Consider the following 18,881-nt stretch of genomic DNA (forward strand, 5'->3'; position numbering starts at 1 on the left):
CATGACTGAGACCACTGGCAAAATCAACCTGTTGGGGCTTACCCAGCCGGAAATGGAAAAATTCTTCGAGTCCATCGGGGAGAAGCGCTTCCGTGCCGGTCAGGTCATGAAGTGGATTCACCACTATGGCGTCGATAATTTCGAGGCCATGACGAACGTCGGCAAGGCGCTGCGTGAAAAGCTCGAGCGCCGTGCCGAAATTCGGGGCCCTGAAGTCGTCAGCGAGGACATCTCGGCCGACGGCACCCGCAAATGGGTCGTGCGCGTCGCGTCCGGCAGTTGCGTCGAAACCGTCTACATTCCGCAGGGCAAACGGGGCACGTTGTGTGTTTCCTCCCAGGCGGGTTGCGCACTGGACTGCAGTTTCTGCTCCACTGGCAAGCAAGGCTTCAACAGCAACCTCACTGCCGCCGAAGTCATCGGCCAGGTGTGGATTGCCAATAAATCCTTCGGCAGTGTCCCGGCCACCATCGACCGTGCCATCACCAATGTGGTGATGATGGGGATGGGCGAGCCATTGCTGAACTTCGACAATGTCATTTCCGCCATGCGTCTGATGATGGACGACTTGGGCTATGGCATTTCCAAACGCCGTGTGACGCTGTCCACCTCCGGCGTGGTACCGATGATCGACGTGCTCGCGCAGCACATCGACGTCTCGCTGGCACTTTCGCTGCACGCGCCGAATGACGCGCTGCGCAACCAGTTGGTGCCGATCAACAAGAAATACCCGTTGCAGATGCTCCTCGAATCCTGCCGCAACTACATGTCGGCACTGGGCGAGAAGCGAGTTCTGACCATCGAATACACCTTGCTCAAAGACGTCAACGACCGGCCTGAACATGCGGCCGAGATGATCGAGTTGCTCAAGGACACGCCTTGCAAGATCAACCTGATTCCTTTCAACCCGTTCCCGCATTCGGGTTACGAGCGTCCGAGCAACAACGCTATCCGACGTTTCCAGGACATGTTGCACCACGCCGGGTATAACGTCACCGTGCGCACCACACGCGGTGAGGACATCGACGCTGCCTGTGGTCAGTTGGTCGGGCAGGTAATGGACCGCACTCGTCGCAGCGAACGCTACATCGCTGTGCGTGAACTCAGTGCCGACGCTGACGGGGCTCAGGTTGCCGCGGCTCGCAACTGATTGCGAATTTGACTGAGAGGATCTCTATGTCCCTGCGCACTGCGCTGCTACTGTGTTTTGCCACATTGCTGATGGGTTGCGTATCCACTGGCAACGTCAATCCGCTCAGTACCAGCAAGGGACGTGAAGAAGCTCGGCAGGCCTACGTGCAGTTGGGCCTGGGATACCTGCAGCAGGGGCAGACCGAGCGAGCCAAGGCCCCGCTGAAGAAAGCGCTGGAGCTGGACAGCGCGGATGCCGACGCCAACGCCGCGCTGGCGCTGGTCTTCCAGGCCGAAGCCGAACCCCGGCTCGCTGATGAGTATTACCGCAAAGCGTTGTCTTCCCGCCCCAAGGATGCGCGGATCCTCAATAACTACGGCAGTTTTCTTTACGAGCAGAAGCGCTATCAGGAAGCCTACGAGCGCTTCGAGCAGGCTGCCGATGATAACCTTTACGCCGAGCGTGCCCGGGTGTTCGAGAACCTGGGCATGACATCGCTGATGCTGGGCAATCGCGAAGTGGCCCGTGAGCATTTCGATAAAGCCCTGAGGCTGGACCGTCAGCAACCGCGTGCCCTGCTGGAAATGGCTGAGTTGTCTTACGAAGACAGGCATTATGTGCCAGCGCGTGATTATTACGACCGTTTCAGCCAGTTGAGCGAACAGAATGCGCGCAGCCTGTTGCTGGGTACGCGACTGGCGAAGATTTACGACGATCGCAACAAGGCAGCCAGTTATGGCCTGCAACTCAAAAGACTCTATCCCGGTACGCCGGAATATCAGCAATACCTGTCGGAGCAATGATGAAAGCGGCGCATCCCGAAGTTGTAGCAGCCACTCGCACGAACCCCGGTGAAACGTTGCGTCAGGCTCGCGAGAGCAAGAACTGGTCGCTGCCCGATGTGGCGTTGAGGCTGAACCTCACCGTGACGTCCCTGGGTTACGTTGAGTCGGGCGATTTCGACAAGCTTCCGGGCCATACCTTTGCCCGGGGTTACATTCGTGCATACGCCAAACTGATGGGCCTGGATCAGACCGCTCTGGTGAGCCAGTTCGACCAGTACACCGGCACCGACGGCAAGGGCAGCAGCGTGCACGCCCTGGGTCGCATCGAAGAGCCTGTAAGGCTTTCTCACAACATCCTGCGTATCGTCAGCCTGCTGCTGCTGGTCGCGCTGATTGGCGGAGGCTTCGTCTGGTGGCAGGACCAATCGACCTTGCGCGGCAAGGAGCCCACCAGTCTCGGGATGGAGCACGTCGAGGTCGAAAGCGCCGATGGGACCACGCAGATTCACCCGCTGGATGAGCCTGAGGATCAGGCCGTTGCCGAAGGGCAGAGCAATGAAGCGCCGCCGCCCTCGACCCCCGTCGAGCCCGCCGCGCCTTCCGCAGCGACCTCCAGTGCACCGACCGGCCAGGCACCTGTGACCACGGTGCCAAGTGTGCCGACCCATTCCACCGCGGCACCGGCCGCGCCTGCCGCCGTGCCTGCACCAGCGAGCAATCCAGCTCCAACGCCTGCCGCGTCTGAGGCAGCGCCTGTGCCTGCCGGGTTCGGCCAGGTGAAGATTCAATTCACTGCCGACTGTTGGTTCCAGGTGACCGATGGCAATGGCAAGGTGCTTACGAGTGGGCTGAAACACTCGGGCGACAGTATCGATGTCAGCGGCAAGCCGCCCTTGGCGGTGCGGCTGGGCGTCGCCCGCGCCGCCCAGGTCAGTTATAACGGCCAGCCGGTCGATGTCACACCGTTCACCTCGGGCCAGACGGCTCGCATGAAGCTGGGTCAATAACATGCACGGCGAATCTCCGATCAAACGTCGCGAATCCCGCAAAATCTGGGTCGGCTCGGTGCCCGTCGGCGGTGACGCGCCGATCGCGGTACAGAGCATGACCAACAGCGACACCAACGATGTCGCTGCCACGGTCGCGCAAATCAACCGCCTGGAAGCGGCAGGCGTGGACATTGTCCGCGTATCGGTTCCGGATATGGATGCCGCCGAGGCCTTTGGCCGTATCAAGCAGTTGGTCAAGGTGCCCCTGGTCGCCGATATCCACTTCGATTACAAGATCGCCCTGCGCGTCGCGGAACTGGGTGTCGACTGCCTGCGTATCAACCCGGGCAACATCGGCCGTGAAGACCGTGTCCGCGCGGTCGTGGATGCTGCGCGTGACCGGGGCATCCCGATCCGCATCGGGGTCAATGCCGGTTCGCTGGAAAAGGATCTGCAGAAGAAGTACGGCGAACCGACGCCGGCCGCGTTGGTGGAGTCCGCTCTGCGCCACGTGGAGCACCTCGACCGGCTGGATTTCCAGGACTTCAAGGTCAGCGTCAAGGCCTCGGACGTGTTCATGGCGGTCGAGGCGTACCGCCTGTTGGCCAAACAGATCGTCCAGCCGTTGCACTTGGGCATCACCGAAGCGGGTGGTTTGCGTTCAGGTACAGTGAAATCGGCCGTCGGCCTAGGTATGCTGCTGGCCGAGGGCATCGGCGACACCATTCGCATCTCGCTGGCCGCCGATCCGGTAGAAGAAGTGAAGGTCGGCTACGACATCCTCAAGTCGCTGCACCTGCGCTCCCGTGGCATCAACTTCATCGCCTGCCCGAGCTGTTCGCGGCAGAACTTCGATGTGGTCAAGACCATGAACGAGCTGGAGGGGCGGCTGGAAGATTTGCTCGTGCCAATGGATGTGGCGGTGATCGGCTGCGTGGTCAACGGTCCCGGCGAAGCCAAGGAGGCGCACATCGGCCTCACCGGAGGCACGCCGAACCTGATTTACATTGATGGCAAACCGTCGCAAAAGCTGACCAATGACAACCTGGTGGACGAGCTGGAACGCTTGATCCGCGACAAGGCGGCCGAAAAGGCCCAAGCCGACGCAGCATTGATCGTTCGCGGCTAACCCGTTTTCCAAGGAATTTTTGTGAGTAAGTCCCTGCAAGCCATTCGTGGCATGAACGACATCCTGCCGGACCAGACGCCCCTGTGGCGCTACTTCGAAGGCACCGTATCGCGCCTGCTGGATAACTACGGCTATCGCCAGATTCGCATGCCGATCGTCGAGTTCACCGATCTGTTCAAGCGCTCCATCGGCGAAGTCACTGACATCGTCGAGAAGGAGATGTACACCTTCGCCGACCGCAACGGGGATTCGCTGACCCTGCGTCCGGAGGGCACCGCAGCCTGTGTGCGCGCCGTACTCGAGCATGGGATCATCGGCGGTGGGCAGGTGCAGAAGCTTTGGTACATCGGGCCGATGTTCCGTCACGAGCGCCCGCAGAAAGGCCGTTACCGTCAGTTTCACCAGATCGGCGTCGAAGTGTTCAACCTCGACGGTCCGGACATCGATGCGGAACTGATTGTCCTGACCTGGCGCCTGTGGGGGCTTTTGGGTATTCGCAATGCCGTCAAGCTGGAACTTAACAGCCTGGGCACCAGCGAAGCCCGTGGCCGTTATCGTGAGGCGCTGGTCGAGTACCTCTCGGCGCGTCACGATCAACTGGACGAAGACAGCCAACGCCGTCTGAAGACCAATCCATTGCGCGTGCTCGACACCAAGCACCCTGAAACTCAGGCGGTGCTGGTCGATGCGCCGAAGCTGGCGGACTACCTGGATGAAGAGTCCCGGGTTCACTTCGACGGCTTGAAGGCACGTCTGGACGCCGCAGGGATTCCTTATGTCATCAACCCGAAGCTGGTGCGCGGGCTGGATTACTACAGCAAAACCGTTTTTGAATGGGTTACCGATCAATTGGGCGCTCAGGGCACGGTCTGCGCTGGCGGTCGTTACGACGGCCTCGTCGAGCAAATGGGGGGCAAACCGACCAGTGGCGTCGGTTTTGCGATGGGCATCGAGCGGCTGGTTTTGCTGCTGGAGACGCTCGAGCAGGTGCCTGAGGAAATCGCCCGGATTCTCGACGTGTACGTCTGTGCCTTTGGCGAGGCGGCCGAACTGGCGGCGCTCGCGCTGACAGAGCGCTTGCGTGACCAGGTGCCGAACCTGCGTTTGCAGGTCAACGCCGGGGCTGGCAGCTTCAAGAGCCAGTTCAAGAAAGCCGACAAGAGCGGCGCTCTGTACGCGCTGATCCTTGGTGATGAAGAACTGGCGCGCAAAGAAGTGGGCGTCAAGCCGCTGCGTGGTCAGGGTGAACAACAGACCGTTGCCTGGGATGCTCTGTCCGAGCACCTGGCCGCCTGCATTCCGCAGGCTTGAGGCTGAATAACAAGCGTTTAAGCGAAAGCGGATAGGAGTATTGGGGTGTCGAGTACTGACGAAGAACAACTGGCGGCGGTTAAAGATTGGTGGCAGCGTAACGGCAAGCCGCTGGTGACCGGCGGTCTGCTCGCAGTGATCGTGGTGTTGGGTTGGCAAGCCTGGCATCGCTATCAGAACAACCAGGCACAAGGTGCCTCGGCGCTGTATCAACAATTGCTGGAAACCGCGCTGACGCCGAGCGGGCAGGCCGATGCCGGCCAGGTCGCTGACATCGCCGGCAAGCTGAAAAGCGAATTCGGTGGCACGGCTTACGCTCAGTACGGCAGCCTGTTCGTGGCCAAGGTCGCGGTCGATACCGGCAAACTGGACGATGCAGCCAATGAGCTGAAAGCGGTTGCCGACAAACCCGTCAATCCGACGCTCGGTGAAATCGCTCGTCAACGTCTGGCCCGTGTGCTGGCAGCGCAGAACAAGGCCGAAGACGCCTTGAAACTGCTGGATGGCCAGGTCGACAAGTCATTCGAGGCCAGCCGCGAAGAGCTGCGTGGCGATCTGCTGGTTCAGTTGGGTCGTACCGATGATGCGTACGCTGCATACAAGAAAGCCAAGGCTGCGTTGTCCGAGCAATCGGCGGTCGGCGGCCTGCAAATGAAGCTCGACGATCTGGCGAAAGGGGATGCGTGACGTGATTCGTTGGAAACATGCAGCATTGCTGGCTCTGGCCGTTCTGGCCGCGGGTTGCAGCAGCAACAGCAAGAAGGAGTTGCCGCCAGCGGAACTGGTCGACTTCAAACAGGAAGTCAGCCTGCAGAAATTGTGGAGCCGCTCGGTGGGTGACGGCCAGGGCGACATCTACAACATTCTGGTCCCGGCGATCGACGGCGAAAACATCTATGCTGCCGATGCCACCGGGCTGGTCATGGCGATCAACCGCAGCAACGGTGACGTGGTCTGGAAGAAGGAACTCGAGCAGCCCGTTTCCGGCGCTGTTGGCGTCGGTTCCGGCCTGGTGATGCTCGGCACCCTGAGGGGTGAGGTCATCGTGCTCGACGAGGCCACCGGCGAGCAGAAGTGGAAGGCCAAGGCCACCAGCGAGGTGCTTTCGGCCCCCGCCACCAATGGTGATGTGGTCGTTGCCCAGACCCAGGATGACCGAGTCATCGGTTACGACGCCGCCACTGGCAATCAGCGCTGGATCTACGAAAGCAGTCCTGCCGTCCTGACCCTCCGGGGCACCGGCGCACCGCTGGTCACCAGCCAATTGGCCGTGGCGGGTCTGTCCACAGGCAAGGTGGTGGCACTGGACACTACCAACGGTGTGCCGGTCTGGGAACAGCGCGTGGCGATCCCGCAAGGTCGCTCGGAGCTGGACCGTGTGGTCGACATCGACGGCGGCCTGCTGCTGTCAGGCAGCACCCTGTATGTCGCCACCTACCAGGGCCGAGTGGCGGGCCTGGACCTGCAGAGCGGTCGTGTGTTGTGGCAGCGTGATGCATCGAGCTACTCGGGCGTGGCCCAAGGGTTCGGCAGCGTGTACGTTTCCCTGGCCAACGGCACCGTAGAGGGTGTCGATGAGCGATCGTCCACCGCCTTGTGGAGCAACGACTCGCTGGCTCGCCGTCAACTGGGTTCGCCTGAAGTGTTCTCCAGCTACGTGGCGGTAGGCGACATGGAAGGCTATCTGCATCTGCTGAGCCAGGTCGACGGCCACTTCGTCGCCCGTGAAAAAATCGACAGCGATGGCCTGCGGGCTCGTCCGCTGGTCTCGGGCAACACGATCTACGTCTTCGGCAACAGCGGCAAGCTGGAAGCGCTGACGATCAAGTAGTGGCTGTCTATGCTTGAGGAGGTCGGCCGACGGCGTCCTCTCGCGGCCCCGAATGATGGGGCCTGTGGCACTCTCCGGTGCCGCTCCGAACTCCGGCCGCTGCCTTGCAGCGGCTTTTGTATTTTCTGAAATAACGAAGTGGAGAGCCGCATGGTTCCCGTAATCGCCCTGGTGGGTCGACCGAACGTCGGCAAGTCCACCTTGTTCAACCGCCTGACCCGGAGTCGCGACGCCATCGTCGGCGACCTGTCCGGTCTGACCCGCGATCGCCAGTACGGTGAGGCCAAGTGGCAAGGGCGTTCCTATATCGTGATCGACACCGGAGGTATTTCCGGCGACGAATACGGCATGGATGAAAAGATGGCGGAGCAGTCGCTGCTGGCCATCGAAGAAGCCGATGTGGTGCTGTTCCTCGTCGACGCCAAGGCGGGTTTCACCGCCGCCGACCAGATGATTGGCGAGCACCTGCGCAAGCGCAACAAGACCTCTTACGTCGTCGCCAACAAGGTCGACAACATCGACCCGGACATGGCGCGCGCCGAGTTCAGCCCACTGGGCATGGGTGACGCGATCCCGATTGCCGGCGCCCATGGTCGGGGTATCTCCCAAATGCTGGAAACGGCCTTGGGTGGCTTTCCGAAAGACGCTGACGAAGTCGAGGAAGGCGAGGAAGAAGAGGTTGCAGAGGGGGAGGAAGCCAAGCGCATTCCTGGCCCGAGCGAGAAAGACGGTATCAAGATCGCCATCATCGGCCGCCCCAACGTCGGCAAGTCGACGCTGGTCAACCGCATGCTGGGCGAAGAGCGCGTCATCGTCTATGACCAGCCCGGCACGACCCGCGACAGTATCTACATCCCGTTCGAGCGTAACGAGGAGAAGTACACCCTGATCGACACGGCGGGTGTGCGCAAGCGCGGCAAGATCCACGAGGAAGTCGAAAAGTTTTCGGTGGTGAAGACCTTGCAGGCCATCAAGGACGCCAACGTGGTGATCTTCGTGATGGATGCCCGTGAAGGCGTCGTGGACCACGACCTGAACCTGCTGGGCTTCGCGTTGGAGTCCGGGCGTGCCATTGTCATCGCGCTGAACAAGTGGGATGGCATGCAGCCGAGCGAGCGTGACTACGTGAAGACCGAGCTGGAGCGTCGTCTGTTTTTCGTCGACTTCGCTGACATTCACTTCATTTCGGCGTTGCACGGCACGGGCGTCGGCAACCTGTATCAGTCGGTCCAGGCATCGTTCAAATCCGCCGTGACCCGCTGGCCGACCAGCCGCCTGACCCAGATTCTCGAAGATGCCATCAGCGAGCACCAGCCGCCGATGGTCAATGGCCGCCGGATCAAGTTGCGTTACGCTCACTTGGGCGGGGCCAACCCACCGTTGATCGTGATCCACGGCAACCAGGTCGAGAAGGTGCCCAAGTCTTACGTGCGCTATCTGGAAAACACGTATCGCCGTGTGCTCAAGCTGGTCGGTACGCCGATCCGCATCGAGTTCAAAGGCGGTGAGAACCCGTACGAAGGCAACAAGAACACGCTGACCGATCGACAGGTCAACAAGAAGCGTCGCTTGATGTCGCACCATAAGAAAGCCGAGAAGAAGCGCAAGGACAAACGCTGATTCGTCACGGACTTATCTTTGAAAAAAGGCGCCCCCGGCGCCTTTTTTTGTATCGGTTCATTGGGCTATTCTGCCCCTTCCCCTGCCGTTGTGGAGCCGGGTGGAAAGCAGGAAGAACCCATGATCACCAGCAAATTGCCGAACGTTGGCACCACCATTTTCACCGTGATGTCCCAGCTTGCAACCGAAACAGGGGCGATCAACCTGTCCCAGGGTTTTCCGGATTTCGATGGGCCGGATGCGCTGCGCGAAGCCCTCTGCCGTCGCACCATGGAGGGCTACAACCAATACGCTCCCATGGCCGGTCTGCCTGCGTTGCGCGAGCAGGTCGCCGCGAAGATTGCGCGGGCCTATGGTCGGCAGGTGAATGTCGACAGCGAAATCACCATCACGCCTGGCGCCACGCACGCGATTTTCTGCGCGATTCAGACGGTGGTCAGGGCGGGCGATGAAGTCATCGTTTTCGACCCCAGCTATGACAGTTACGAGCCCTCTGTCGAACTGGCGGGCGGTCGTTGCGTGCATGTGCAATTGAAGGATGGCGATTTCTCCATCGACTGGGAACAGCTCAGTGCCGCGTTGAGCCCCAAGACCCGCATGATCATCATCAACACCCCGCACAATCCTAGCGGTGCGCTGATAACCCGTGCCGAACTGGACCAGTTGGCGGCGCTGATTCGCGGTCGTGACATCTACCTGGTCAGCGATGAGGTGTATGAGCACCTGGTGTTCGACGGCGTGAAGCATGCCAGCGTGCTGGCCCATGAAGAACTCTACGAGCGCGCCTTCGTCGTCAGTTCGTTCGGCAAGACGTATCACGTCACAGGCTGGAAGACCGGCTACCTCGTCGCCCCGCCGGCGCTCACCGCCGAGATGCGAAAAATCCACCAGTTCGTTGGCTTTTGTGGTGTCACGCCGCTGCAATGGGCCTTGGCGGATTTCATGGCCATTTCCCCCGAGCACGTTGAAGAACTGCCTGCGTTCTACCAAGCCAAGCGCGACTTTTTCTGCGATCGGCTTGAGCGTTCGCGTTTTACCTTCAAGCGCGCAGCGGGGACCTATTTCCAGTTGGTCGACTACTCGCAGATTCGCCCGGATCTGAACGATGTCGAAATGTCCCTGTGGATGACCCGCGAGCACGGCGTGGCGAGCATTCCGCCTTCAGTGTTCTATCAGAGCCCGCCGGAAGGCCAGCGTCTCATTCGCCTGTGCTTTCCCAAGCGAGAGGAGACGTTGCGCCTGGCAGCGGAAAAATTATGCGCGATCTGAGCCATTTGCCTGACCTGAACATCGCCTTGGTGCAGACCACCCTGGCTTGGCACGATTGCGCGGCCAACCACGCGCATTTCGAAGAACTGCTGGCCCAGGCAACTGGCGCCGATCTGGTGGTGTTGCCCGAGATGTTCACCACGGGCTTCTCCATGGAGTCGCAACGGCTGGCGGAGCCTGAAAACGGAATCACTTCCCAATGGATACTGAGTCAGGCCAAGCGTCTCAACGCGGTGGTGACTGGCAGCGTGATCGTGCGCGCTGGCGATGGCAGTCACCGAAACCGACTGTTGTGGGCGCGGCCTGACGGCGAATTGCTTCACTACGACAAGCGACATTTGTTCCGCATGGCAGGAGAGCATGAGCACTACAGCCCAGGGGAGCGCCAAGTCGTGTTCGAACTCAAGGGGTGGCGTGTTCGTCCGTTGATCTGCTACGACCTGCGCTTTCCGGTTTGGAGCCGCGATGCTCGCGATACCGATCTGCTCCTGTACACCGCCAATTGGCCCGGGGCCCGCCGTCAGCATTGGAACCGTTTGTTGCCCGCGCGGGCCATCGAAAACCTGTGTTATGTCGCGGCGGTCAATCGGGTCGGCGTCGATGGTAAGGGTCTGTCCTACACCGGCGACAGCCAGGTGCTGGATTTCCAAGGGGAGAGCCTGCTGAATGTCGGCGAAGCCGACGGTGTTTTTCAGGTCAGCCTCTGCGCGGAAAGCCTGGCAGCTTATCGGCAGAAATTCCCTGCCTACCTGGACGCCGATGCCTACGAGATACGCTGAAGGCTAGCAGCGGGATCAACGAGCTTCAGTTCTGTGTGTCCGTGCCGATACAGGGTGCACAGAACAGGAGTTGATCATGACCGCCATCAATACGAATTCGCTGAGTGCCTACCCCGCGGCATTCGCCACCCCCGTGAAAACCGATGCCTCCAGCACGAGCGACGCGACCTCAGCCAGCGTGAACCTGCGCGGCAACGTTTATCAGGCGCCAAAGGCGTCTCCCGACGGCGTGACGCAGGAGCAACTGATCAAGCAAATCCAGGAGCAGATCAAACAAACCCAGAAGATGCTCGAACAGCAACAGCAGCAACTGGCCGCAGTGCAGGCGAGCAAGGCGTCGGATCAGGAAAAGGCCGCGCAGGTCATGGCCATTCAGCAACAAATTGCTGCGACCAGTGCGCAATTGATGGCTCAGCAATCGGCGTTGCTGCAATTGATGAAGGGGTCGGTCAACACCACAGCCTGATAGGCTCCCTGCAGCAGCACAGACGCGCCGCTGCAGGGCAGGGTGTTACGCAGCCTTTGCGGTTTCCGATTGAATCAAACCGCGGTTCAGTGCGCTGAACAGGGCTTTGAAGCTGGCTGTGGTGATGTTCTCGTCGATCCCGACGCCGTGCACAGCGCGCTCACCGTTCACGCGCAATTCGATATAAGCAGCCGCCTTTGCCGTGGTGCCCGCGCCGATGGCGTGTTCGTTGTAATCCATGATTTCCACCGGAACCGGCAGGCCGGCAACCAACGCTTCCAGGGCGCCGTTGCCTTTGCCCCGCCAGTGCAGGTTGCTCTCACCGTCACCCTTGCCGGTGACTTCGACTTCCACGGCACTGTGGCCGTTTTCTTCTTGCAGGCGATGACTGACCAGCGCGTAAGGCTTGTTGGCCTGCAGGTACTCGTTCTTGAACAGCGCGTAAATCTGCTGTGCGGTCATTTCCAGGCCCAGACGATCGGTTTCGCCCTGAACCACCTGACTGAACTCGATCTGCATGCGGCGCGGCAGGGAAATGCCGTATTCCTGTTCCAGCAGATAGGTAATGCCACCTTTGCCGGACTGGCTGTTAACGCGGATCACGGCCTCGTAGCTACGGCCAATGTCGGCTGGGTCGATCGGCAGATAAGGCACTTCCCACAGCGCGTCTTCTTTCTGCTGGGCAAAGCCCTTGCGGATGGCGTCCTGGTGGGAGCCCGAGAACGCCGTATGCACCAGGTCCCCGACGTACGGGTGACGAGGGTGGACCGGGATCTGGTTGCATTCTTCAACGACCTTGCGCACACCGTCGATGTCGGAGAAGTCCAGTTGCGGATCCAGGCCTTGGGTGTACATGTTGAGGGCCACGGTAACCAGGTCGACGTTGCCGGTGCGCTCGCCGTTGCCGAACAGGCAGCCTTCGACGCGGTCGGCTCCGGCCATCAGGCCCAACTCGGTGGCGGCAACGCCGGTGCCCCGGTCGTTGTGGGTATGCAGGCTGATGATGACGCTATCGCGACGTTTGATGTTGCGGCAGAACCACTCGATCTGGTCGGCGTAGATGTTTGGAGTCGCGACCTCGACCGTCGCAGGGAGGTTGAGGATGACTTTGTTCTCAGGGGTGGCGTTCCACACTTCCACGACGGCGTCACAGACTTCCTTGGCGAAGTCCAGCTCGGTAGCGCTGAAGGTTTCGGGCGAGTACTCGAACTGCCACTGGGTTTGCGGCTGCTGCGCGGCGTATTTGACGAACAGCTTCGCAGCGTTGACCGCGATGGCCTTGATGCCTTCCTTGTCCTGATTGAACACGATACGGCGGAAGGCCGGCGAGGTTGCGTTGTACAGGTGAACGATGGCCTTTTTGGCGCCGCGCAGGGATTCGAACGTCCGCTCGATCAGGTCTTCACGGCCTTGAGTCAGCACCTGGATGGTGGTGTCGTCCGGAATGTGACCCTCTTCGATGAGGGTACGCACGAAGTCGAAATCGGTTTGCGATGCAGCGGGAAACGACGCTTCGATTTCCTTCACGCCGACCTGAACCAGGGTTTTCCAGAAGCGCAGTTTCTTGACCGAATCCATGGGCTCAATCAGCGATTGGTTACCGTCGCGCAGGTCGGAACTGCACCAGATCGGCACTTCGGTAATGGTCTTGGAAGGCCAGGTACGGTCAGGCAGATCGATGGTGGGGAACGCACGGTACTTCTTCGAGGGATCTTTGAGCATGGTCATGTGAATAATCCTTGTTGTACGCAGGGCCGAAAGAAGGCGGCCAACCGAGTTGTTTCGCAATGGAGCAGCGAGGTCGAGGCACCGCGATTCAGCCTGGCAGTCGCGCACTGACGAGACTGAGGCAGCGATGTTGACGCAGCAAAATGAGGGTATGGGACGTGTTCATGTGTCCAACCGTAACCAATGGGGTTAAAGGTGGCAAGCAGTTGGGGAAAATTGGTAGAACTATTCCAAAAAGAGCCTCAGGCGGTATTTTGTAGCGAAAAAGCCGCGAGGCGTGATTATTTATTGTTGAGGTATGCGAGGCCGCAATTGGCCTCGGACGGAGCAGCCCATCGATGGCTTATGGGGGCTGCCCAAACCTGATGGCGAATCCCGGCGCTACGGCTGAAAGGCATTGATGAAGATTGCGGGGTCAACCCGCGCGTCGTTCAGGCTGACATTCCAGTGCATGTGCGGCCCCGTGGCGCGTCCGGTCGAACCGACGCGGCCCACGATCCCCCCACGCGGCACTGAGTCGCCGACGTTCACATCGATTTTTGACATGTGGCAGAACATGCTGATGAAACCTTGTCCATGATCGACGAACACCGTGTTGCCATTGAAGAAGTAATTGCCGATCAGAATCACCTTGCCCGCTGCCGGGGATTTGATGGGCGTACCTGCCGGGACCGCGAAGTCCAGGCCAGCGTGCGGGTTGCGTTCCTCGCCGTTGAAGAAACGACGCACGCCGAACCTGCTCGACAGCGGGCCGTCCACGGGCTTGTCCAGTAACAGGTTGCTCGGCGTCACCGGGCTGAACGTGCGGTAAGCGCGCACTTGCACATCCAGTTCCCGCTCGATGCGTTTCAGGTCATCGGGGTTGGGGTTCACCTGCCGCTGGTTTTTCAGCGTGATGTGCTGTTCGGGGTATTTTTTGCTCCCCACCGCGAACGTGAGGTTACGCCCGCCGCTGGACACCTGCTGGGAGCTTCCCGGCTTTACGGTCAGAGGAATGCCGACAATCGCCAGCCACCGTGCTTCCGCATCCTTCACCACCAAAACCGGCTTGCCCTGAAACGTGGCTTTCGGCGGTTGTGCAGAAGCGCCGAGGTCGACGACCGCCACGCCACCCGGCACGGGCTTGTTCAACAAGCGCGAAAGATAGCTGTCGGCATGGGCGGGAAGGGCCATGCACAGCGCCAGTGCAGCGCCGGTCAACGCGCGTAAAAGACAAGGCAGCATCGATCAGTCCAATAGAGAGAGGGTAACGGGCGTCAGGTGGTTGTCTTCGACGCGCACCTGCAGTTCGCCTTCGGCCAGCTTCGCCGTGAGGCGTTGACCGGTATGTGTTTGTTGCGCCCTGCGGACCGCTTTGCCTTTTTCATCCAGCAGGATGCTGTAGCCGCGACCCAATGTAGCCAGAGGGCTGACCACATTGAGCGTCTGCACCTGACTCTGCAATTGCAGGCGTCGCGTCTTGAGGTTTTCCCGGATCGCCCGAGGCAGACGCTCGGCTAATACTTCCAGGCGCTGGCGCAGGAAGGCCAGGGTGCGGCCCGGGTGCTGGGCGGCGAGACGGCTTTCCAGGTGACTGATCCGCGTCGAGCGCTTGTGCATCTGCGATTCGAAAGCACGGCGCAGGCGCATGTCCAGATCATCCAGCCGCTGTGCGCGTTGACGCAGCCGTTCGCCCGGATGGCGCAGGCGACGGGAAATGCCCTCAAGCCGCAACTGGTCTCGCATCAGCCGGTCGCGCATCCGCGTGATCAATCGACGCTGAAGGTTTTCCACGCGGCGATGCAGGTCACTGGAATCAGGGGCCAGCAATTCGGCTGCAGCCGAGGGTGTGGGGGCGCGTACATCGGCCACGAAATCACTGATGGAGACGTCGGTCTCATGACCTACGGCGCTGACGATCGGCGTCACGCACGCATCGATGGCGCGCGCCACGGCTTCTTCGTTGAAGCACCACAGGTCCTCCAGCGAACCGCCACCCCGAGCCAGGATCAACGCGTCGAAACCTCTCGCGTCCGCCGTCTTTAAGGCCCGGACGATCTGATTGATCGCTTCGCGGCCTTGTACGGCGGTTGGAATCAGTGTCAGTTCGACCTGCGGCGCACGTCGCTTGAACACGCTGATGATGTCGCGAATCACAGCGCCCGTGGGTGACGTGACGATACCGATGCGTTGCGGGTGTAGAGGCAGGGCGACCTTGCGTTCAGCGCTGAACAGGCCTTCGGCGCTGAGTTTTTCCTTGAGCGCGTCGAAAGCCAGCCGCAGTGCACCATCGCCTGCGGGCTCGACGGTATCGAGGATCAACTGGTAATCACCACGACCCTCGAACAGCGAAACTTTGCCCCGAACCTTGACCGCCAGACCGTCCTTCAGCGCCTGCCGCACGCGTGCGGCATTACTGCGGAACAAAGCGCAACGGACCTGCGCGCCGCTGTCCTTGAGCGTGAAATACACATGGCCTGAAGCTGGGCGAGACAGGTTGGAAATCTCGCCCTCGACCCAAATGCTGGAAAACACATCTTCCAGCAAGACCCGGGCACGGCCGTTGAGCTGGCTGACAGTGAGGACTTCCCGGTCGAGGCCGAGTCTTGCAAAGGGATCTTTGATCATGGCGGGCATGATAAAGGGAATTGCCGCGTGGCTCATCACATTAATCGGCGTCATCCGGATGCTGTGTGTCATGGGCCTGCGACCGACAGTTTCTCGATGAGCCAATGGGTACCCACGGCAGAAGTCGGTGGATGAAGTATGCTGTGCGCCGCCGATCATCCATGGAGGGTTCCATGCTCACCCCGTTCGCCGAACTATCGGGCGTTTTAGATCAGTTGGGGCTTACCCCCGTTGACTGGCTGCTCATCGAAGGCGGTGTGATCGCCGCTTATCTGGTCTTCGCGATTGCCGGTTTCGGCACCGCGCTGGTCGCCGGGCCTCTCCTGATTCACTTCATGCCCCTGTCGCGCATCATCCCGCTGTTGGTCATGCTGGATTTCTTGGCTGCTTTCAGTCATTTGCTGCCCTCGCGGCAGTCCATCGTACGCGCTGAGCTGCTGCGGCTGGTGCCGTGCATGGCGATCGGTTGCACCCTGGGCGTGGTTTTTCTGCTGAATCTGAAATCCGACCTACTGCTTCTATTAATGGGGCTGTTCCTGATTGGCTACTCGATCTACAGCCTCGCGATAAAGGTGCGTCCTACGCAGTTGTCGGCAGGGTGGTCGATACCGATGGGGACCGTCGGTGGGCTGTTCGGCGCGCTGTTTGGCAGCGGCGGCTTTCTCTATGCGATTTACCTCAACAGCCGTCTGACCGATAAATCCCAGGCGCGGGCCACTCAGAACGCACTCATCAGTTGCAGCACCATCGTGCGGCTGAGCTTGTTCGCGGTCACCGGTGTCTATGCCCAACTGCCGTTGCTGGTCATGGCAGTCTGCCTGCTGCCGGCCATGCTGGTTGGGTCGTGGATCGGGCGTCGCCTGATGAAGCGCCTGTCCCGGGAAACGTTCGTGCGCTTGGTGACTTGGCTGGTGCTGATCAGTGGCATCACCCTCGTCGGTCGCTACGTCACCGGTTGAGGCCCATACTTGACTCGGTTGGCGACGGCATTAAGCTGCCGCCCCCGATCACGCGTCCACAGGCCACGGTATGAACACCCAAAGCATCATCGTCCCGCAGATATCCAGCTTTCCCGCCCACGAGGCGAAGGCGCGGGCGATCCTGCGTTGGCTGGTGAAGCTGGAGGTGGTCGAGGAGTCGCTGAGCACCTGTGGGCGCAGCTTCAATCGTATGGCCTATGGGATCGGACCTGGGGCGCGCCGGTTCGTGGAAAACCCCGATGCATTGCCTTACGGCAAAGCGGTGAACGGTCTGGAGATCGTCCTGAAGCGCTGCATCTACACGCCACAGCAAGGGTTCAAGGAAGAGGCCGGCTGTCCGGAATGCCGTCGTGAAATTGGCGAGGCGCTGTTCGACAGCCTCGAGGAATGGATGCCGGGCCATACCGACAATTTCACCTGCCCGGAATGCGGGTTTGAAGATGATATCAACGGCTTTCTGTTCCTTGACGCCTGCGGGTTTTCAAACCTCGGTTTCATCTTCAACGACTGGCTGGATGCCGGCTTCAAGGCCAGCTTTCTCGAGGCCTTCGCCGAGCGCCTGGATCGGCCGGTTTCATTCGTCAAAGTCCGCCTTTAGGCCGTGTGGCGGTTCATAGGGTGTGTGCATCGCATTGATTATGAAATTGCCTGATCTTTACGTTGAGCAAGGGTGGGTGTCTAGGTATAATGGCGCGCTTCCATTTTCCCGCTCGGGAGCCCAGCGATGCTGCGTATCAGCCAAGAAGCCCTTACATTCGACGACATCCTCCTTGTGCCCGGTTATTCCGAGGTGCTTCCCAACGAAGTCAGTCTGAAAACCCGATTGACCCGTGGCATCGAACTGAACATCCCCCTCGTCTCCGCCGCTATGGACACCGTCACTGAAGCCCGTCTGGCCATCGCCATGGCTCAGGAAGGCGGCATCGGCATCATCCACAAGAACATGACCATCGAACAACAGGCCGCGGAAGTGCGCAAGGTCAAGAAGTTCGAAGCCGGTGTGGTCAAGGACCCGATCACCATCGAGGCCGATGCGACCGTTCGCGATCTGTTCGAGCTGACCCGCCTGCACAACATTTCCGGTGTCCCAGTCCTGCATGATGGTGAGCTGGTCGGCATCGTCACCTCCCGCGATGTGCGTTTTGAAAATCGCCTGGACATCCCGGTCCGCGAAGTGATGACGCCGAAAGAGCGCCTGGTGACCGTGCGCGAAGGCGCTGACAAGAACGAAGTGCGTGAGCTGCTGCACAAGCACCGTTTGGAAAAGGTCCTGATCGTAGACGGCAACTTCGCCCTCAAGGGCATGATGACCGTCAAAGACATCGAAAAGGCCAAGGCCTACCCACTGGCCAGCAAGGACGACCAGGGTCGCCTGCGTGTCGGTGCAGCGGTCGGGACCGGTAAGGACACGGGCGAGCGTGTCACTGCGCTGGTGGCTGCTGGCGTCGATGTGATCGTCGTCGACACCGCGCACGGTCACTCCAAAGGCGTGATCGACCGTGTTCGCTGGGTCAAGCAGAACTTCCCTGACGTTCAGGTCATCGGCGGCAACATCGCCACCGGCGAAGCGGCGCGCGCATTGGTCGAAGCCGGTGCTGACGGCGTGAAAGTCGGTATCGGGCCGGGCTCCATCTGCACCACCCGCATCGTCGCGGGTGTCGGCGTGCCACAGATCAGCGCTGTCGCCAACGTGGCCGCAGCACTGGAAGGCACCGACGTTCCACTGATCGCCGACGGCGGCATCCGTTTCTCCGGCGACCTGTCCAAGGCCATCGTCGCGGGTGCCTACAGCGTGATGATGGGCTCCATGTTCGCCGGCACCGAAGAAGCGCCAGGTGAAATCGAGCTCTTCCAGGGGCGCTCCTACAAGGCCTACCGTGGCATGGGCTCGTTGGGTGCGATGTCCCAGGCGCAAGGTTCTTCGGACCGCTACTTCCAGGATTCGTCCGCGGGGGCCGAAAAGCTGGTGCCGGAAGGCATCGAAGGCCGCGTCGCGTACAAGGGGTCGCTGGCTGCCATCATTCATCAACTGATGGGTGGCCTGCGTTCTTCCATGGGCTACACCGGCAGCGCCAACATTCAAGAGATGCGCACCAAGCCCGAATTCGTTCGCATCACCGGCGCAGGCATGGCCGAATCCCACGTTCATGACGTGCAGATCACCAAAGAAGCGCCGAACTATCGCGTAGGGTGATTGGAAGTGCGCCCGGTGATTCGGGCGCGTTTCAAGAATTCTGTAGCGGGGCTGTTCATTA

17 protein-coding genes are annotated in these 18,881 nt (G+C 60.4%); 14 read left to right on the forward strand and 3 right to left on the reverse strand.

The window, feature by feature from the left end; translation table 11 throughout:
* The first annotated feature begins 1 nt into the window (after position 1).
* The 11 genes from rlmN to N5D61_RS19220 all read left to right on the forward strand — a co-directional run bounded on the left by rlmN (position 2) and on the right by N5D61_RS19220 (position 11,311).
* On the forward strand, positions 2–1,150 hold the full coding sequence (gene rlmN, locus N5D61_RS19170; protein WP_108235886.1) for a 23S rRNA (adenine(2503)-C(2))-methyltransferase RlmN: 1,149 nt from the start codon (positions 2–4) through the stop codon (positions 1,148–1,150).
* Between the two features lie 26 nt (positions 1,151–1,176).
* Positions 1,177–1,935, forward strand: a complete 759-nt coding sequence (pilW, locus tag N5D61_RS19175) for a type IV pilus biogenesis/stability protein PilW (RefSeq protein ID WP_108235885.1) — start codon at positions 1,177–1,179, stop codon at positions 1,933–1,935.
* On the forward strand, positions 1,935–2,924 hold the full coding sequence (locus tag N5D61_RS19180) for a helix-turn-helix domain-containing protein (protein ID WP_279893852.1): 990 nt from the start codon (positions 1,935–1,937) through the stop codon (positions 2,922–2,924). The genes pilW and N5D61_RS19180 overlap by 1 nt, the downstream gene beginning before the upstream one ends.
* A 1-nt stretch (position 2,925) precedes the next feature.
* Complete coding sequence (gene ispG / locus N5D61_RS19185) at positions 2,926–4,035, forward strand: flavodoxin-dependent (E)-4-hydroxy-3-methylbut-2-enyl-diphosphate synthase (protein ID WP_108235883.1); 1,110 nt, start codon at positions 2,926–2,928, stop codon at positions 4,033–4,035.
* A 21-nt stretch (positions 4,036–4,056) separates the two neighbouring features.
* Positions 4,057–5,346 carry a histidine--tRNA ligase gene (gene hisS / locus N5D61_RS19190; protein WP_279893853.1) on the forward strand — a complete coding sequence of 430 codons (1,290 nt, stop codon included), beginning with the start codon at positions 4,057–4,059 and terminating at the stop codon, positions 5,344–5,346.
* Between the two features lie 45 nt (positions 5,347–5,391).
* On the forward strand, positions 5,392–6,033 hold the full coding sequence (locus N5D61_RS19195; protein WP_108235881.1) for a tetratricopeptide repeat protein: 642 nt from the start codon (positions 5,392–5,394) through the stop codon (positions 6,031–6,033).
* The gene (gene bamB, locus N5D61_RS19200) at positions 6,026–7,177 is read left to right on the forward strand and encodes an outer membrane protein assembly factor BamB (protein ID WP_108235880.1); all 1,152 of its coding nucleotides are present in this window, start codon (positions 6,026–6,028) and stop codon (positions 7,175–7,177) included. Before N5D61_RS19195 ends, bamB begins: the two co-directional genes overlap by 8 nt.
* A 150-nt stretch (positions 7,178–7,327) precedes the next feature.
* Positions 7,328–8,797 (forward strand): ribosome biogenesis GTPase Der, encoded by a 1,470-nt coding sequence (gene der, locus N5D61_RS19205; RefSeq protein ID WP_108235879.1) that lies wholly within the window; start codon positions 7,328–7,330, stop codon positions 8,795–8,797.
* A 120-nt stretch (positions 8,798–8,917) separates the two neighbouring features.
* The gene (locus tag N5D61_RS19210) at positions 8,918–10,066 is read left to right on the forward strand and encodes a pyridoxal phosphate-dependent aminotransferase (RefSeq protein WP_279893854.1); all 1,149 of its coding nucleotides are present in this window, start codon (positions 8,918–8,920) and stop codon (positions 10,064–10,066) included.
* The gene (locus N5D61_RS19215) at positions 10,054–10,845 is read left to right on the forward strand and encodes an amidohydrolase (RefSeq protein WP_279893855.1); all 792 of its coding nucleotides are present in this window, start codon (positions 10,054–10,056) and stop codon (positions 10,843–10,845) included. Before N5D61_RS19210 ends, N5D61_RS19215 begins: the two co-directional genes overlap by 13 nt.
* A 76-nt stretch (positions 10,846–10,921) precedes the next feature.
* The gene (locus N5D61_RS19220; protein ID WP_279893856.1) at positions 10,922–11,311 is read left to right on the forward strand and encodes a hypothetical protein; all 390 of its coding nucleotides are present in this window, start codon (positions 10,922–10,924) and stop codon (positions 11,309–11,311) included.
* 45 nt (positions 11,312–11,356) lie between these two features.
* Here N5D61_RS19220 and leuA read toward each other — a convergent pair whose 3' ends face one another.
* The 3 genes from leuA to xseA all read right to left on the reverse strand — a co-directional run bounded on the left by leuA (position 11,357) and on the right by xseA (position 15,646).
* Positions 11,357–13,039 carry a 2-isopropylmalate synthase gene (gene leuA, locus N5D61_RS19225; RefSeq protein ID WP_108235875.1) on the reverse strand — a complete coding sequence of 561 codons (1,683 nt, stop codon included), beginning with the start codon at positions 13,037–13,039 and terminating at the stop codon, positions 11,357–11,359.
* Between the two features lie 381 nt (positions 13,040–13,420).
* Positions 13,421–14,212 (reverse strand): peptidoglycan DD-metalloendopeptidase family protein, encoded by a 792-nt coding sequence (locus N5D61_RS19230; RefSeq protein ID WP_279893866.1) that lies wholly within the window; start codon positions 14,210–14,212, stop codon positions 13,421–13,423.
* Positions 14,213–14,266: 54 nt separating this feature from the next.
* On the reverse strand, positions 14,267–15,646 hold the full coding sequence (gene xseA, locus N5D61_RS19235) for an exodeoxyribonuclease VII large subunit (protein ID WP_279893867.1): 1,380 nt from the start codon (positions 15,644–15,646) through the stop codon (positions 14,267–14,269).
* A gap of 173 nt (positions 15,647–15,819) precedes the next feature.
* Between xseA and N5D61_RS19240 the strand changes: the two genes are divergently transcribed.
* From N5D61_RS19240 to guaB, 3 genes are all read left to right on the forward strand, one after another.
* On the forward strand, positions 15,820–16,605 hold the full coding sequence (locus N5D61_RS19240; RefSeq protein ID WP_279893857.1) for a sulfite exporter TauE/SafE family protein: 786 nt from the start codon (positions 15,820–15,822) through the stop codon (positions 16,603–16,605).
* A 70-nt stretch (positions 16,606–16,675) separates the two neighbouring features.
* Positions 16,676–17,224 (forward strand): sugar ABC transporter ATPase, encoded by a 549-nt coding sequence (locus tag N5D61_RS19245; RefSeq protein WP_279893858.1) that lies wholly within the window; start codon positions 16,676–16,678, stop codon positions 17,222–17,224.
* A 126-nt stretch (positions 17,225–17,350) separates the two neighbouring features.
* Entirely contained in the window at positions 17,351–18,820 is a 1,470-nt protein-coding gene (gene guaB / locus N5D61_RS19250) for an IMP dehydrogenase (RefSeq protein ID WP_108235871.1), read from the forward strand.
* The last annotated feature ends 61 nt before the right edge of the window (positions 18,821–18,881 follow it).

This window comes from Pseudomonas sp. GD03842, assembly GCF_029841165.1.
In the GTDB taxonomy this organism is placed as follows: domain Bacteria; phylum Pseudomonadota; class Gammaproteobacteria; order Pseudomonadales; family Pseudomonadaceae; genus Aquipseudomonas.

Coding starts and splice junctions, on each gene's coding strand:
- rlmN (WP_108235886.1), top strand. CDS start 2: ATGACTGAGACCACTGGCAAAATCAACCTGTTGGGGCTTACCCAGCCG.
- pilW (WP_108235885.1), top strand. CDS start 1,177: ATGTCCCTGCGCACTGCGCTGCTACTGTGTTTTGCCACATTGCTGATG.
- N5D61_RS19180 (WP_279893852.1), top strand. CDS start 1,935: ATGAAAGCGGCGCATCCCGAAGTTGTAGCAGCCACTCGCACGAACCCC.
- ispG (WP_108235883.1), top strand. CDS start 2,926: ATGCACGGCGAATCTCCGATCAAACGTCGCGAATCCCGCAAAATCTGG.
- bamB (WP_108235880.1), top strand. CDS start 6,026: ATGCGTGACGTGATTCGTTGGAAACATGCAGCATTGCTGGCTCTGGCC.
- der (WP_108235879.1), top strand. CDS start 7,328: ATGGTTCCCGTAATCGCCCTGGTGGGTCGACCGAACGTCGGCAAGTCC.
- N5D61_RS19210 (WP_279893854.1), top strand. CDS start 8,918: ATGATCACCAGCAAATTGCCGAACGTTGGCACCACCATTTTCACCGTG.
- N5D61_RS19215 (WP_279893855.1), top strand. CDS start 10,054: ATGCGCGATCTGAGCCATTTGCCTGACCTGAACATCGCCTTGGTGCAG.
- N5D61_RS19220 (WP_279893856.1), top strand. CDS start 10,922: ATGACCGCCATCAATACGAATTCGCTGAGTGCCTACCCCGCGGCATTC.
- leuA (WP_108235875.1), bottom strand. CDS start 13,039: ATGACCATGCTCAAAGATCCCTCGAAGAAGTACCGTGCGTTCCCCACC.
- N5D61_RS19230 (WP_279893866.1), bottom strand. CDS start 14,212: ATGGCCCTTCCCGCCCATGCCGACAGCTATCTTTCGCGCTTGTTGAAC.
- xseA (WP_279893867.1), bottom strand. CDS start 15,646: ATGATCAAAGATCCCTTTGCAAGACTCGGCCTCGACCGGGAAGTCCTC.
- N5D61_RS19240 (WP_279893857.1), top strand. CDS start 15,820: ATGCTCACCCCGTTCGCCGAACTATCGGGCGTTTTAGATCAGTTGGGG.
- N5D61_RS19245 (WP_279893858.1), top strand. CDS start 16,676: ATGAACACCCAAAGCATCATCGTCCCGCAGATATCCAGCTTTCCCGCC.
- guaB (WP_108235871.1), top strand. CDS start 17,351: ATGCTGCGTATCAGCCAAGAAGCCCTTACATTCGACGACATCCTCCTT.